The sequence below is a fragment of the Xenorhabdus budapestensis genome, assembly GCF_017743015.1.
In the GTDB taxonomy this organism is placed as follows: domain Bacteria; phylum Pseudomonadota; class Gammaproteobacteria; order Enterobacterales; family Enterobacteriaceae; genus Xenorhabdus; species Xenorhabdus budapestensis.
The window spans coordinates 3,154,297-3,170,715 of the sequence record NZ_CP072455.1 but is presented as its reverse complement, the minus strand read 5'-3'; the positions used below and the strand labels follow the sequence as shown (position 1 = coordinate 3,170,715).

Here is a 16,419-nt window from a genome sequence, read left to right as displayed (position 1 = left end):
ACAAATGACAAAAAGCGTGACATTAAACAAAGTTGGAAGAGATGAAGATTTGCACTTTTTTACTTGGTTTTTTCTCCCCGCTGATACTAATCAGAATAACAAGTATCAGCAGGACGCAGGCTAATCAGAGAACAATGCAATCAAGGAGCAACAATAAAGGAAGATTGGTGCATTTGGTCAGTTAATTTCTTTTGCATTTGGGCTGCCTGCTGGCGGCTGCTGAAAGGCCCCAATTGAACGCGGTGAACATGATTAAACTGGGTCACACGTCCCGGTACATTAAAGCGTTGACTTAATGATTGCTGCCATTCTTTGGCTTTTTGTTCAGAACTGACAGCACCAACTTGTACCATATAACCAGAGGAAGTGGCTGAGGCTGATTCAGGGGATGTTTTCTCTGATGGTACAGCAGGTTGATTTTCTGTATTTCCAGACAGATTCTGGTTTGAGCTATTCTGTTCAGGAGAATCCGGTGTCATGTTTGTGACAGCCCCTGTTGATGGAGAATTAAGGACAGGTCTGTCAGGTAAAGCATAGCTTTGTTTGACAATAGTTGAACCAGCTGTTCCCAAACCAGAAAGTGAACCATCAGGGGCAACCTGAATGCCATCCAGTTTCACCCGACTTTGCGGCATCAAATTCAGCCGTTCGGCAACAGCGCGTGATAATTCAATCACTTTGCCTGGTTTATTGTAGGGGCCGCGATCATTAACTCTGACGATTATCATGCGTCCATTGCTTAAATTAGTGACGCGTACATAACCTGGTATTGGAAGTGTCGGATGAGCAGCCGTCAATGCATAAGGACTAGTTCGTTCTCCTATTGTTGTCAATTTTCCATTCGCTTCTTCACCAAATATGCTGGCATAGCCTGTTTGAGTAAACTGGGCAGGATCCTGAATGATATGATAGCTTTCTCCACCCCTACTGTAATTCTGGTTGGCACTTGGGTGGTAAGGCTCATATACAGGCTCTGCTCCCAATACATCACGGGTTGGAATTGGCGGAACAGAAGAAGCACCTCTTTCATTGCTTGTTGTACAGCCTGAAATTAGTGCAGCGACTATGCCAAGAATAAGCCATTGTTGACGCATGAAAATTCTTCCTCATAGACTTTTGGATAATAACTTGCGATGAGTATGTATCGACATGATAATGCCGAATCCCGCCATTAAGACAATTAATGCTGAACCTCCGTAGCTAATCAGAGGCAGAGGCACACCGACTACAGGCAAAATACCGCTAACCATGCCGATATTCACGAAGACATAGACAAACAATATTAATATTAGCCCCCCTACCATGACACGGCCGAAGGTATTTTGTGCGTTGGTGGCAATAATCAGGCCGCGGATGATGATTAATAGGTAAAGTGCCAATAAGGCGAGGACACCGATCAATCCTACTTCTTCCGCTAAGACAGCAAAAATAAAGTCGGTATGACGTTCAGGCAAAAACTCTAATTGTGATTGTGTGCCTTGCAACCAGCCTTTTCCAAATAACCCACCTGATCCAATAGCAATTTTTGATTGAATGATGTGATAGCCTTTACCCAAAGGGTCACTTTCTGGATCTAACAACATCATGACTCTGGCTCGCTGGTAATCATGCATTAAAAAGAACCATAAAATCGGCAGGAAACAGGCAATCAGTAAAACGGCAATAGCAATTAACCGCCAGTTCATTCCTGCCAGAAACAGAATAAATAACCCGGAAGCTGCTATCAGGATAGAAGTACCTAAATCAGGTTGTGCAGCGACAAGCAGAGTAGGTAAGAATATCAGTACTAATGCAATCCCTGTATTTTTCAGGGAAGGGGGACAAAGGTCACGATTTATAAAGCGTGCCACCATCAAAGGGACAGCGATTTTGGCAATTTCTGATGGCTGAAAGCGTACAATGCCTAAATCCAGCCAACGTTGGGCCCCCTTACTTATTTGCCCGAAAACATCAACAAGGATGAGCAGCATGACACAGACAATATAAAGATAAGGGGCCCAACTTTCGTATATGCGAGGTGGTACTTGAGCCAGAGCAACCATGACCACTAAACCAATGAGTACCTGCCCGATTTTACGTTCCATCATATCAATGTCTTGTCCACTGGCGCTCCACATAATGAAAAGACTATAGGCCAGCAGTGCCAGAATACATAGTAGCAGTGGAATATCTATATGTACTTTGGTCCAGAAAGGAACTTTTTTCTGCGATTCTGTCATAGCATTACTCAATTATCTTATGTTCTGGTAGCGGGTTTTTGGGTAGATCGTTTTTCACCAACGGGTTCTGCTGTAGGCGGTTTTCTACTTTTATCAGCTGACTCAGTAGATGAAGTACTTTTATTATTCCTGATTAGAATATGATCCAGAATTTGACGCACGATAGTGCCAACAGGTGTCCCCGCTCCTCCATTCTCCAAAATAATGGAAACCGCAACGGTCGGGTTATCATAAGGAGCAAAAGCAATCATTAGTCCATGATCCCGTAGATGCTCCGCAAGTTTACTCGCATTATAGGTTTCATATCTGAACACCTGCGCCGTACCGGTTTTTACTGCGGCTTTATAAGGAGTTCCGGCAAAAAATCTGCGTGCTGTGCCATTGGGAGCATTGGCAACACCATACATGCCATCTTTGGCAATCTCCCAATACCCAGAATGAATATCTGCGATTGGTTCACTGACAGGAGGCTGATAAGGATGTATATCACCGTTTACGCGCATCCCCAGTAAAAAATGCGGTGTTTTCACCTCGCCGTCATTAATCAGTATCATCAGGGCTTTTACCATCTGCATAGGTGTGGCCGTCCAGTACCCTTGACCGATGCCAACAGATATCGTATCTCCTTGAAACCACGGTTTTTTATAACGATTTTGTTTCCATTCCCGGGTCGGCATGTTACCCGCCGCCTCTTCTTTCAAGTCAATACCAGTCAATTGACCAAAACCAAATTTTGTCATCCATTTGGAGATCCTATCGATACCCATATCATAGGCTACCTGATAGAAAAAGGTATCTGCTGATTCAACAATGGATTTATGCACATTCAAAAGACCATGCCCATAACGTTTCCAGTCACGATAACTCATATTAGAGTTAGGCAATTGCCATCGGCCCGGATCATTGATGGTTGTGTTCTTTGTGATGACACCACTATTTAGTGCTGCAACAGCGATAAAAGGTTTTACTGTTGAGGCCGGAGGGTAAGCACCTTGAGTTGCACGGTTAATCAATGGGCGGTTAGGATTGTTGAGCAGAGCTTTATAATCTTTACTGGAAATGCCATCAACAAACAGATTGGGGTCATAGCTTGGGTTGGATACCATTGCCAGAACTTCGCCGGTACGGGGATCTGTGACAACAACTGCTGCACGACTGGTTGTCAATATCTCTTCAATGTAAGTTTGTAGTTCTAAGTCTATTGACAGATAGATATCTTTACCCGCTTGTGGCGGTTGTTCATGTAACTGGCGAATAACTTTGCCACGGTTATTAACTTCAACTTCTTCATAACCGGGTTTTCCATGCAGAACCGACTCGTAATAGCGTTCAATACCTAGTTTGCCGATATCATGAGTTGCTGCGTAATCTGGCAAAATCCCCTCTTCGTCGAGTCGCTCTACGTCTTTGTCATTAATTTTGGAAACATAACCGATGACATGGGTGAGGGCAGAACCATAAGGATAATAACGGCGTTGATATCCTTTGATTTCCAACCCTAGGAAGCGGTATTGGTTGACGGAGAATCGGGCAACCTGCACCTGAGTCAGTGATGTTTTCAGGGGGACTGAGGTGAAACGGCGTGCGTGTAGCCGCTCTTTTTTGAAATTTTCGATATCTTCATCGGTTAACCCGATAATGGAACGCAGCTCATTTAAGGTTTTATCAAGGTCAATAACTTTTTGGGGCACAATCTCCAACTGGTAAATTGTACGGTTAGCTGCCAGTAGTGTGCCGTTACGGTCATAAATGAGTCCCCGGCTTGGAGCAATGGGAACAAGTTTAATACGGTTCCCATTTGAGCGCGTTTGATAATCTTCGTGGCGGGTGATCTGGAGATTATAGAGATTGGCAATCAGAACCCCTGTTAAAAGGATAATGCCAACAAACGCCACGAGAGCGCGGCGTATAAAAAGGGCTGATTCAGCCGTATGATCGCGGAAAGGGGTTCGTTTATTTTTCATCCCATTACCAGAATTCACGGTGATAGATTACCTAACTTATTCCCGATGATAAGGGTGATTAGTTGTGATGCTCCATGCCCGGTACAAGCTTTCGGCAACCAAAACCCGTACCAGAGGATGTGGAAGAGTCAGTGGAGAAAGAGACCAGCTTTGTTCTGCGGCGGCTTTACAGGCAGGCGCTAAACCTTCCGGGCCACCAATCAGCAAACTGACATTTCTTCCGTCCTGTTTCCAGCGTTCAAGCTGTTGTGCCAACTGGGGAGTATCCCAACGAGATCCGGGGATATCCAGTGTGACAATGCGATTGCCTTTACCGACAACCGACAGCATCTGTTCGCCTTCTTTTTCCAGAATACGTTTGATGTCGGCGTTCTTGCCTCGTTTTCCAGCCGGAATTTCAATTAATTCGAATGGCATGTCTTTTGGAAAACGATGCAAGTAATCAATAAAGCCGGTCTGCACCCAGTCCGGCATTTTTGTTCCTACAGCGACAAGTTGTAACTTCAAACTCAGCTCCAGAGTTTTTCCAGTTCATACATGCGACGGCTGTCTTCCTGCATGACATGTACCATCACTTCGCCGAGGTCAACAACGATCCAATCTGAAATGCCTTGCCCTTCGACACCCAGAGGCATGATGCCTGCTTTACGGCAGACATCAACAAGGTTGTCTGCGACTGACATCAGATGGCGACTTGATGTGCCAGTGCAGATAACCATGCAGTCTGTAATGCTGGATTTTCCACGAACATCTATAGAAACAATATCCTGTGCTTTGGAATCTTCAAGTTTATCAATAATAAATTGTTGTAGTTCTGTGCCTTGCAAAAGGATCACCTTAATTTCATCAAATTAGTTGTGTAACGTAGAATAATAGCATGCCCGTCTCTATAAACGTAAGCGGCTCAACGGGGAAATCACATAATGATTTGACTATCAGCTATATAAATTCTGTGAATCAATATAATTTTGTATTGATGGAGGCAGTAAATCATCACAGCTTAATCCTTGTTGATGACGCTGACGAATATCCGTTGCTGAAATGTCTAATAATGGAGTTTTAGCCAGATAAATATAGCCATGTGATTTCTGGCTTAATGAGGCCGGAGTATCAATTTGGTGTTGCTCAAGCCACTTCTGCATTTCCGGGGTTGCCAGTTGTCTTGCATATCCCGGACGGGAGCAGACCAGTAGATGACAGATATCCAATAACTCTGCCCAGCAATGCCATGTATGGATAGATTGCAGAGAGTCTTGCCCTATGATGAATGCCAGCGGACATTGTTCCCCAACTTCCTCGCGGAATGATTTCAATGTTTCGATGGTGTAAGAAGGTGTCTGACGTTGCAACTCCCGGGTATCAACCGTGAAAAGCGGGTTGTCTTGTACCGCCAGATGCACCATTGCCAACCGTTGTTGAGGAGAAGCTTCGGGTTGAGGACGATGCGGCGGAACATGATTAGGTAACAAAATAACCTGTTTAAGACCCACTTGTTTTGCTAGTGCTTCTACCGGGCGCAAATGACCATAATGGATGGGATCAAACGTGCCACCAAATAAAGCATGGATAATCGGTGAATTTAAGGATGAATTAGTGGTACGAAGCATTCAAAAAGCTCTCTGGTAATATTTTTCCGTGCGTTTTTCCGAGGGTGTTTCCGTATAGTAACAGCATAGAAAGTGTTTCCAGGTCAGCCCAAATCGATTGGCCATAATCCTGTTTGATACGCAGTTCCATCTGGGTTAATAAACGTATAGCCGAGTGTAAATCTTTCAGTGACAGCCGCTGTAATGCCATTGTCAGAAGTGTCCGGCGGTTTTGCCACACTTTATGTTGATCAAACAGTGTTTTCAAAGGTGTCGTTTTTTCCTGGCGCTTAAGTGTCAACAGTAGCATAAGTTCCCGCTGTATCGTGCGGAGTAAAATAATTGCTTCGGTATCTTCTTGTCGCAACTGTTTCAGGATATGCCATGCCCGCGTAAGCTTGCCTGCCAGCAGAGCATCAACCCAATGATAAGGAGCAAAATGTGCTGCATCATTGACTGCGTCTTCGACTCGATGAAGAGTTAGCCGATTATCGGGGTAGAGTAATGAAAGGCGTTCTAACGCTTGAGACAGTGCCAGTAGGTTGCCTTCGTAGCAATAACACAATAATTGGTTCGCTTCATCTTCCAGTGACAATTCCATACTTTTAGCGCGTTGTGCCACCCATTGGGGAAGACGATTTTGTTCCGGATTGAGGCAACTGACATAGACACCATTTTTTCCAATTACTTTGAACCATGTGCTGTTTTCTTGCGCTTTGGTCAATTTGTGTCCACGTAGTATCAGCAGAATATCTTCATGTAATAGTTCGGAAAGTTTGGTTAGACGTTCGGCCATTGCCGTATTGGGGCCATTCTCAGGTAATAACAAAGTAATTGACTGACGGCTGGCAAAAAGGCTGAGTGACTGACAGAGGCTGAAGATTTCATCCCACTCAGTGTGATTATCCAACGAGAACGAGAAATGCTCTATAAAGCCGTGCTGTTCAGCCACTCTACGAATGTTGTCCTGACTTTCCTGTAGCAGCAACGGTTCGTTGCCCCATAACAGGTAGCTGCTTCGCAGCCCTTCATTGAGCTGCGAAAGAAGTTGTTCAGGATAGAGTCTGATCATTGTTTTTGTGCAGTTGCTGCTTGCTGTTTTTTAGCAGATTTTAACTGTTCTGTACTCTGAACCGTCAGCAGTTGGCGTATAAGCTGGTGGGCAGCTTGTTCACGCATTTCTTGCTGAACCAGTTCATTTTCTGCATCTTTTGCCAGAGCTTCCAACGGGTTATCGAAGAAAGCGCGATCAACCTTTGCCCGCAATGGATAGATATTGCCATTTGGCATTAGAACTTGTGCATCAACATTGAGTACTAGCTGGCGTTCTGCTGCTTTACCATCCTGAAATACTGAAACAGTTTCTTTGTTTTCACTTGAACTTAACAGTTTCAGGATCGGAACAGAGGCACTGGCCTGTTCAACAATTTTGACGTCATTCAGACGTAGTTGCTGGCGTACTGCCCGTGCCAGTGGCCCGTATGGATCACTTGAATTCAACTGTAACGTTTGAAGTTCTTTTGGTACTTGTGTTGTGCCACGAAGGTGAAAACCGCAGCCAGCGGTGACCAGCACCGCTAACCCCAGCAACAACGTGAAAATACGATGCCGCATATTTTTTCCTATCAGATTTATTGCCACACTTTTTATCACAAGAATGGCCTCCCATTATCAGTTAATATCAGCTAACGACCAGATTTAGCAATTTGCCCGGAACATAGATGACCTTACGAATACTAACGCCTTCAAGATATTTCGTTACGCTGTATTCTTGGGTTGCCATTTCCTGAACGTACTCTTTTGTGGCATCTGCCGGTACAGTAACGCGGCCACGGACTTTACCGTTAATCTGGATGATGACCAGTTTAGTATCATCAATCATCGCCTGTTCATCAGCCTGCGGCCATTCAGCAACATCAATGTCACTTTCATTACCGAGCGCTTTCCACATAACGAAACAGGCATGTGGAGTGATAGGTGAAAGCATACGCACAATTGCTGTCAGCGCTTCTTGCATCAGAGCACGATCCTGCTCTGTTTCCTGTGGTGCGCGAGTCATTTTGTTCATCAGTTCCATGATAGCGGCAACTGCGGTATTGAATGCCTGGCGACGACCGATATCATCAGTAACTTTAGCAATCGTTTTGTGTAGATCACGACGCAAATCTTTCTGCTCTGCTGTCAAGTTAGCAATATCTAACAGTTGAAGTTCGCCTTTGTCTGCGTTTTTATTAACGTGCTCATGGACCAGACGCCATACACGTTTCAGGAAACGGTTAGCCCCTTCCACACCAGATTCCTGCCATTCCAAAGTTAGCTCTGGTGGTGCAGCGAACATCATAAACAAGCGAACGGTATCTGCGCCATATTTATCAACCATAAGTTGTGGATCGATACCGTTATTTTTGGATTTTGACATTTTACTCATGCCAGTATAGATCAACTCATGACCAGCCTGATCCGTTGCTTTTATGATGCGGCCTTTTTCATCATGTTCAACAATTGCATCGGCCGGTGACACCCAAGCTTTTTCACCGTTGCTGCCGATGTAATAGAAAGCATCAGCCAGAACCATACCTTGACACAACAAACGTTTTGCCGGTTCATCAGAGTTAACTAAGCCTGCGTCTCGCATCAATTTGTGGAAGAAACGGAAATACATCAGGTGCATGATAGCGTGTTCAATACCGCCGATATATTGATCCACTGGCAGCCAATAGTTAGCGGCAGCAGGATCAAGCATACCTTTGTCATAATCCGGGCAGGTATAGCGTGCGTAATACCATGATGATTCCATAAAGGTGTCGAAGGTATCGGTTTCACGCAGAGCCGATTGACCGTTGATAGTGGTTTTTGCCCACTCAGGATTAGCTTTGATTGGGCTGGTAATGCCATCCATCACAACATTTTCCGGCAGGATCACTGGCAGTTGATCTTCAGGAACAGGTACAACAGTACTATCTTCCAATGTTGCCATTGGAATTGGTGCTCCCCAGTAACGCTGACGGGAAACGCCCCAGTCACGCAGACGATAGTTAACTTTGCGTTTGCCAACTCCCATCTCAACCAGTTTATCTGCGATGGCATTGAAGCCCTCTTCGTGGCTCAGGCCACTGAACTCACCGGAATTAACCAGAGCATTTTTATCGGTGACGGCAGCTTCCTGAACCGTTGGTACGTTACCATCGTTATCCAGAATAACCGCTCTCATAGGCAGGTTGTATTTAGTGGCAAACTCCCAGTCACGTTGGTCATGGGCTGGAACTGCCATAACAGCACCTGTGCCGTATTCCATCAGTACGAAGTTAGCAACCCAGATAGCGATTCGTTCATTGGTTAATGGGTGGATAACGAACATGCCGGTTGACATGCCTTTTTTCTCCATAGTTGCCATGTCTGCTTCGGCAACTTTGGTATTACGGCATTCACTGATGAATTCAGCCAGCTCAGGATTATTTTCCACAGCTTGTTTTGCCAGAGGATGACCTGCGGCTACAGCAACATAGGTCGCTCCCATAAAGGTATCTGGGCGGGTAGTATAAACGGTCAGTTTTTCTTGGCTATCAGCGACATCAAAGGTGATTTCGACACCTTCAGAGCGACCGATCCAGTTACGTTGCATGACCTTAACCTGTTCAGGCCAGTCTTCTAGTTTATCCAGATCATTTAGCAGTTCTTCCGCATAATCGGTGATTTTAATAAACCACTGTGGGATTTCTTTGCGTTCTACCTGGCTGTCACAACGCCAGCAACAGCCATCAATAACTTGTTCATTTGCCAGAACTGTCAGGTCATGTGGACACCAGTTAACAGCAGAGGTTTTTTTGTAAACCAGTCCTTTTTCATACAACTTAGTAAAGAACCACTGTTCCCAGCGATAGTATTCTGGTGTACAGGTTGTGACTTCACGATCCCAATCATAACTGAATCCCAGCATTTTTAGCTGGCCTTTCATGTATTCAATGTTGGAGTAAGTCCACGGAGCCGGAGCAGTTTTGTTTTTGACCGCAGCGCCTTCTGCTGGCAGGCCGAATGCATCCCAACCGATAGGTTGTAGTACATTTTTGCCAAGCATACGCTGGTAACGGGAGATCACATCACCAATAGTGTAATTACGAACATGGCCCATATGTAGTCGGCCAGAAGGATAAGGTAGCATAGACAGGCAATAGTATTTTTCTTTGCTGCTGTCTTCGGTCACTTTAAAAGTTTGCTTCTCTTGCCAATGAAGCTGGACTTGTTGCTCTATGTCTTCTGGACGATATTGTTCTTGCATGGCACCGATAATCCTATGGTGAGTAATAAAGCTACGCTTTTAGCGAGCGTGTTTGTTTATGAAATTTAGGATGACATAGCATAGCGGATAGGAATTGGGGCAACAACACTTGTTATAGGAAGAACACGGAAAATTACTGAATTTAGTCGAGGTTTAAAGTCGGCGGTAAAGTGTTATCCGCCGACAGCGGTAAATTAGTGCAGGATCTTCGCCAGAAAATCGCGGGCACGTTCTGATTTAGGGTTGACGAAGAACTCTTCTTTCTTGCTGTCTTCGACAATAGTGCCTTCATCCATAAAGATAACGCGATGGGCAACTTTTTTGGCAAATCCCATTTCATGGGTGACAACCATCATGGTCATCCCTTCGTTAGCCAGCTCAACCATAACATCCAGGACTTCATTGATCATTTCTGGATCAAGGGCGGAAGTTGGTTCGTCAAACAACATGGCGATGGGATCCATGCAAAGCGCACGGGCAATGGCGACCCGCTGTTGTTGCCCACCGGAAAGTTGGGCAGGAAATTTATTGGCGTGATTTGCCAATCCAACACGCTCTAATAGTTTTAAGCCTTTTTCAGTCGCAGTTTGTTTATCACGCTTTAAGACTTTGACTTGAGCCAGTGTCAGATTGTCAATGATCGATAGATGGGGAAACAGTTCAAAATGTTGAAACACCATGCCAACTTTGGAACGTAGTTGAGCCAGATTTGTGCCTTTATCATTTAGTTTCGTTCCGTTTACCCAAATTTCACCTTGCTGGACAGCTTCAAGGCCATTAACTGTTTTTATCAGCGTGGATTTACCGGAACCAGAAGGTCCACAGACTACCACTACTTCGCCTTTTGTGACTTCAGTTGAGCAGTCATTCAGAACCTGAAATTGGCCATACCACTTGGATACATTTTTCAGGGAGATCATAAAATAGTCCTTTTCTTCAAATAGTTAACCAGCATGGAAGCGGAAAAACTAATCACAAAATAAACAAAACCGGCAAATAGAACCATTTCAATCTGTGTGCCGTCACGCTCACCGATATTGGCTGCTGTACGGAAAAAATCTGCCAGACTCAATACGTATACCAGAGAGGTATCCTGAAATAATACAATGCCTTGCGTTAACAGTAATGGGATCATTGCACGGAATGCTTGTGGCAGAATGACCAGACGCATGCTTTGCATATGAGTCATTCCCAATGCTAGTGACGCAGATGACTGACCACGAGAAATACTCTGAATACCTGCCCGAATAATTTCGGAATAATAGGCTGCTTCAAAGAGCGAGAACGCTACCATTGCAGAGATTAAACGGATATCAGTTTTTGGTGATATGCCTAGAACATTTTGGACTAAGCTAGGCACAATTAAATAAAACCATAACAATACCATTACCAGAGGTACAGAGCGGAACAGGTTGACATATAAAGTGGCAAACCAGCTCAATACCTTAATGGAAGAAAGTCGCATAACTGCCAGAGTAGTTCCCCAGGCAATACCAATGATAATGGCGATTATGGTAATTTCAGCAGTGATGATTAACCCGTCCAACAACAGGGGCAGGCTGGGAATAATGGAACTCCAGTCAAATTGATACATTTCTATCGTCCTCCCATATTGCCCGGCAACCGTACTTTTTTCTCAAGCATACTCATTGCAAGCATGATCACGAGATTGATACCAACATATGCCAATGTGATTGCTGTAAATGTTTCATACGCATGCGCAGAATAGTCCAGTAATTTTCCGGCCTGGGCGGCCATGTCTACCAAACCGATAGTTGATGCAATTGCGGAATTTTTCACCAGGTTAAGCATTTCTGAGGTCATTGGCGGTGTAATGACACGATAGGCATTAGGTAGCAGGACATAACGGTAGGTTTGTGGCAGGGTCAGACCCATTGCCAGCCCTGCGGCTTTTTGTCCTCGTGGTAGCGATTGAATGGCTGCACGAACCTGCTCGCATACACGGGCCGCAGTGAATAGCCCCAGACAGATTACCGAAGAAAGGAAAAATTGGATATTGGGATCCAAATCCATTTTGAACCAATTACTCAGGTCTTTAGGCAGGAATTCTGGTACAACCAAATACCATACAAAAAACTGGACGATAAGAGGAATGTTACGAAACAGTTCAACGTAACAGGTTCCTAATCCTGCCAGATACTTATTCGGAACAGTACGAAGAATGCCGAAAAACGAACCGACAATAAATGCAATAGTCCAGGCGCAGATAGAAAGAGCAATTGTCACCTGCAACCCAGAAATGATCCACCCAAGATAGGTGGTATTACCAAAAGGGGCTTCTTGCAGAAAGATGCCCCAGTTCCAATCAACTGACATATACATGCTCCCTGAAGCATAAAAAAATGAGGTAGGGAACGACTACCTCATACCCGTCGTGCCAATAAAATCGGGATCTTCGGTTTATTAATTTAGCGATTTATCATTTGGTGATTTAAACAAAACTTTCATCTCATCTGGCAGAGTAAAGTTCAGATTCAAATTTTTAGGTGGAATTGGCTCTTTAAACCAGCGATCAAACATTTTTTCTGCCCGGCCAGAAGTTTGTATTTCTGCAACAGTGTCATTCAGCAACTTTTTGAATTGAGGATCACCCTTGCGCATCAGACAACCGTAAGCTTCTTTGGATTGTGGTTCACCGACGATAACCCACTGATCAGGTTTTTTCGCTTTTGCACGTTCGCCTGCCAGTAGTGCGTCATCGACCATGAAGGCAACAGCGCGGCCTGATTCCAGCGTGCGGAATGAATCGCCATGATCTTTTGCACTGATAATGCGCATTTTCATTTTCTTTTCGTCATTGAGTTTATTCAGCAACATTTCAGAAGTTGTACCTGCGCTTACAACGACATTTTTTCCAGTCAGATCGTCAAATCCTTTGATCCCTGAATCCTTATTAGTCAGCAAGCGTGTGTTGACGATAAAGATGGTATTGGAGAACGCAGCTTGTTTTTGGCGCTCAGGGGTATTAGTGGTTGAACCACACTCAAAATCAAAAGTACCATTTTGCAGCAATGGAATACGATTTTGAGAAGTGACAGGGATCAGCTTAACTTGTAGGTTGGGCGCATTAATTTTTTTCTTAATCGCTTCCACGATTAAATTGGAATGGTCCTGGGCGTAACCGACAACATTCTGTTTACCATCATAATAAGCAAATGGAACAGAAGATTCTCTGTGCCCGACAACAACAACACCGCTGTCTTTGATTTTTTTTAGTGTTCCAGTCAATTCCTCAGCATGGGCAGCCCCTACTGCGCTAAGCAACATCATGGTTAACATCAATTTACGCATATACAGCTCCTTCATCTGGTTGTTTTGCGCAATTTGTTTAGTACAGGTTGTTTTGTACAACGGGTTTTCTAAAACTGCTTTGCGCAAAATTGGGTTTGCTTGCACATATTGGTGCTTCTGTTTTTTATAGAAGCGGTTTTTTTAGAAATGATTTTCTGAATTATTTTGTGTATATGTTGTAAAAAAATAATTCATAATGTTACTTTTTTAAACCATATGTTTTCATTTCGCGAGCCACTTCGCACTAAAAATAGACAATTTTGTTTAAGTGTGATTTTGAGGTGAATAATTTTTAATCTTGCTCACAGTTTGTACTTTTTAGGATTAAATATTTTATTTAGTTATTATTTAATTTGATTTTATCTTTTATTAAAACATTCCTGATTTAATATTAATTATGATGGGTAATATTTATTGGGGTTATCAAGGGAGGGGGAGAGTGAAAAAATATAAGCCCAGGGAATAAATTAAACCTCTGGACTTATATCGGATATTTTCTGAAATATCGTTAAATGATTAGCTAGATTTGGCGACGATTGCTTATCAATCCGAATAAAATAAACAACACGGTTATTCCCCAAATCGGCCAATTACCGAATCGGAAATAAGGTGTAATACCACTGGCTGGTGTGACTTTAGCGTCCAATACTTGGCGAGTAAATTGTGGAATTTCGGCTTGTATTGAACCATCTGGTTTGATTACCGCTGTAATTCCGTTATTTGTCCCTCTTAACAGAGGACGGCCCAGTTCAAGGGAACGCATACGCGCCATTTGGAAATGTTGCCACGGCCCAATAGAACGTCCAAACCAGGCATCATTGGAAACAGTCAGCAGAAACTCTGTACTGGGTTTGAAGTTATCACGGACTTGCTCGCCCAAAATAATTTCATAGCAGATTGCGGCGGTAATTTCATGTCCCGCAACAGAAAGCTGAGGTTGTATATAATTTCCCTGGCTGAAAGAGGACATTGGCAGGTTAAAGAAGGGAGCCAATGGACGCAGTAATGATGCCAGAGGAACAAATTCACCAAATGGAACAAGGTGATGTTTGTCATAGCGGCTAATCGCCGGATATTGGTAAGGAGTTTTTTCTCCTAACACAATAATACTGTTATAGAACTTGTATCCATCCAGTGTAGGGCGCGCATCGGGAATACCTGTAATCAGGTTAGTGTTATGTTGCCTGAGCAGAATGTCCAGTTTGCTCAGAAAATTATTCTGATTATATTCATAATCAGGTATAGCCGCTTCTGGCCAGATAATAATAGGGATTTTGCCGATAAAAGGCCGGCTATTATCCAGATAAATATCCAGAGTTTTTCCCAATACAGAGGGATCCCATTTTATTTCCTGAGGAATATTGCCTTGTACCAACGCTACTTCGGTTGATTTTTCTGGCATCAGGGTATACCACTGATAATGTCTCATTGGCCACGGCAGCAGTAACAAGATAATGGCGGCGATGGCAGATGAGCGTTTTTTATGAACGGCCGCAAAAACTAACAAACCACTGCTCATCATTAGCAGGAAGGTGATACCTTCTACTCCAAAAATCGGGGCAACTGCTTTCAATGGGCCATCAATCTGGCTATAGCCAAATTGTAGCCACGGAAAACCCGTTAATACCCAACCACGCAAAAATTCAGTGCATTGCCATAATGCAGGGCTGGCGATGATTAACCTCATCCCATTTGAGGTCGGGAAAAAGCGGTTAAGCAGCCCAGCAAACAGGGCGGGATAAAGAGCGAGATAAGCGGAAAGCAGGATCACCAAAAAGATATTAACGGCAGTTGGCATGCCTCCGAAATTTGCGATACTGACATAAACCCAGTTTATACCACTACCAAACAAGCCAAAGCCCCAGCAGAAGCTAATAAAGAGCGCTTGTCGGGTAGTCCGGTTAAGTGTCAGGATTTGCAGACTACAGAGAGAAACAAGGGCTGCGGGCCAGAAGTCAAAAGGTGAAAAAGCCAGTGTTCCACTGGCTCCGAAGAAAAGTGCCAGCAAAGCGCGTAGCCGCTGGCAACTCATTAATGAGGCTTTGTTCATCCAGATCCTATTAATCTCTATCAAGGCCAGGAACTTCAGCATTATCCGGTATTTTGACATGAACCTGGATGATTTTCCGGCTATCTGCCATTGCTACTTTGAAGTGATAGCCATTGATGTTGATGGATTCTCCACGGGAAGGCAGATGTCCAAATGCTTGCATAATCAACCCGCCAATGGTATCAACTTCTTCATCGCTGAAATTAGTACTGAAAACATCGTTAAAGTCTTCGATTTGAGTTAATGCCCGCACTGAATAAGTATGGCGACTCAAGGCACGAATATCGTTATCTTCATCATCATCGTATTCGTCCTCAATTTCCCCCACAATCAGTTCAAGTATATCCTCAATCGTGACAAGGCCGGAAACACCGCCGAATTCATCGATAACAATTGCCATGTGATAGCGTTGAGAACGGAATTCTTTCAGCAGTCGGTCAACCCGCTTACTTTCCGGCACCACGACAGCCTGACGCAGCACTTTATCAATGCTGAAAGGCTCTGTATTCGTACGCATAAATGGCAGAAGATCTTTTGCCATCAAGATGCCTTCAATGTGATCTTTATCTTCACTGATCACAGGGAAGCGAGAGTGGGCTGAATCGATAATTACATCCAGACATTCGTCCAGAGATTGATTGCGTTTTAAGGTAACGATTTGTGAGCGCGGGATCATAATGTCACGCACGCGTTGGTCAGCAATATCCATCACCCCTTCAAGCATTTCTCGGGTATCAGGGTCGATCAGGTCATTCTGTTCAGAATCACGGATCAGTTCAACCAAATCGTTACGGTTTTTCGGCTCACCGTGAAAAATCTGATTAAGAAGTGCAAAAAAGCCTTTCTTAGGACTAGGGTTATCGTTACTAGAAGGATGGTCGTCGCTCATGGCGTTTTAATTAAAATTCCTCATTAATTAAAGTTGAATACCTGTCGTCTTTCAAGTTGTAGCTTTGTTGGCTACATCCTGAGATCTATAGGGTACGATTCGTAATGTTTAACATAAAAATGT

General features: G+C 43.9%; 15 protein-coding genes. All 15 read right to left on the bottom strand.

The window, feature by feature from the left end:
- Positions 1–140 precede the first annotated feature (140 nt).
- On the bottom strand, positions 141–1,094 hold the full coding sequence (gene rlpA / locus HGO23_RS13775; RefSeq protein ID WP_209027009.1) for an endolytic peptidoglycan transglycosylase RlpA: 954 nt from the start codon (positions 1,092–1,094) through the stop codon (positions 141–143).
- 12 nt (positions 1,095–1,106) lie between these two features.
- A complete protein-coding gene (gene mrdB / locus HGO23_RS13770; protein ID WP_209027008.1) occupies positions 1,107–2,219 on the bottom strand; it encodes a peptidoglycan glycosyltransferase MrdB in 1,113 nt (370 codons plus the stop codon).
- Positions 2,220–2,236: 17 nt separating this feature from the next.
- Positions 2,237–4,183: a peptidoglycan DD-transpeptidase MrdA gene (mrdA, locus tag HGO23_RS13765; RefSeq protein ID WP_099134463.1), complete on the bottom strand. Its 1,947-nt coding sequence runs from the start codon at positions 4,181–4,183 to the stop codon at positions 2,237–2,239.
- Between the two features lie 36 nt (positions 4,184–4,219).
- Entirely contained in the window at positions 4,220–4,690 is a 471-nt protein-coding gene (rlmH, locus tag HGO23_RS13760; protein WP_209027007.1) for a 23S rRNA (pseudouridine(1915)-N(3))-methyltransferase RlmH, read from the bottom strand.
- Positions 4,691–4,692: 2 nt separating this feature from the next.
- A complete protein-coding gene (gene rsfS / locus HGO23_RS13755; protein ID WP_099134465.1) occupies positions 4,693–5,019 on the bottom strand; it encodes a ribosome silencing factor in 327 nt (108 codons plus the stop codon).
- Between the two features lie 99 nt (positions 5,020–5,118).
- Complete coding sequence (gene nadD / locus HGO23_RS13750; protein ID WP_209027006.1) at positions 5,119–5,790, bottom strand: nicotinate-nucleotide adenylyltransferase; 672 nt, start codon at positions 5,788–5,790, stop codon at positions 5,119–5,121.
- The gene (gene holA / locus HGO23_RS13745) at positions 5,774–6,841 is read right to left on the bottom strand and encodes a DNA polymerase III subunit delta (protein ID WP_209027005.1); all 1,068 of its coding nucleotides are present in this window, start codon (positions 6,839–6,841) and stop codon (positions 5,774–5,776) included. The genes nadD and holA overlap by 17 nt, the downstream gene beginning before the upstream one ends.
- Positions 6,838–7,383, bottom strand: coding sequence for an LPS assembly lipoprotein LptE (gene lptE, locus HGO23_RS13740; RefSeq protein WP_209027004.1), 546 nt, complete (start codon positions 7,381–7,383; stop codon positions 6,838–6,840). The genes holA and lptE overlap by 4 nt, the downstream gene beginning before the upstream one ends.
- 67 nt (positions 7,384–7,450) lie before the next feature.
- Positions 7,451–10,045 (bottom strand): leucine--tRNA ligase, encoded by a 2,595-nt coding sequence (gene leuS, locus HGO23_RS13735; protein ID WP_099134469.1) that lies wholly within the window; start codon positions 10,043–10,045, stop codon positions 7,451–7,453.
- Positions 10,046–10,239: 194 nt separating this feature from the next.
- Positions 10,240–10,965, bottom strand: a complete 726-nt coding sequence (locus tag HGO23_RS13730) for an amino acid ABC transporter ATP-binding protein (RefSeq protein ID WP_099134470.1) — start codon at positions 10,963–10,965, stop codon at positions 10,240–10,242.
- Complete coding sequence (gltK, locus tag HGO23_RS13725) at positions 10,962–11,639, bottom strand: glutamate/aspartate ABC transporter permease GltK (RefSeq protein ID WP_209027003.1); 678 nt, start codon at positions 11,637–11,639, stop codon at positions 10,962–10,964. Before gltK ends, HGO23_RS13730 begins: the two co-directional genes overlap by 4 nt.
- Positions 11,640–11,641: 2 nt before the next feature.
- Positions 11,642–12,382 (bottom strand): amino acid ABC transporter permease, encoded by a 741-nt coding sequence (locus HGO23_RS13720; RefSeq protein WP_209027002.1) that lies wholly within the window; start codon positions 12,380–12,382, stop codon positions 11,642–11,644.
- Positions 12,383–12,469: 87 nt separating this feature from the next.
- The gene (locus tag HGO23_RS13715; protein WP_099134610.1) at positions 12,470–13,357 is read right to left on the bottom strand and encodes a glutamate/aspartate ABC transporter substrate-binding protein; all 888 of its coding nucleotides are present in this window, start codon (positions 13,355–13,357) and stop codon (positions 12,470–12,472) included.
- A 520-nt stretch (positions 13,358–13,877) separates the two neighbouring features.
- Complete coding sequence (lnt, locus tag HGO23_RS13710; RefSeq protein ID WP_209027001.1) at positions 13,878–15,407, bottom strand: apolipoprotein N-acyltransferase; 1,530 nt, start codon at positions 15,405–15,407, stop codon at positions 13,878–13,880.
- 10 nt (positions 15,408–15,417) lie between these two features.
- Positions 15,418–16,296: a CNNM family magnesium/cobalt transport protein CorC gene (gene corC, locus HGO23_RS13705; RefSeq protein WP_099134474.1), complete on the bottom strand. Its 879-nt coding sequence runs from the start codon at positions 16,294–16,296 to the stop codon at positions 15,418–15,420.
- Positions 16,297–16,419 lie beyond the last annotated feature (123 nt).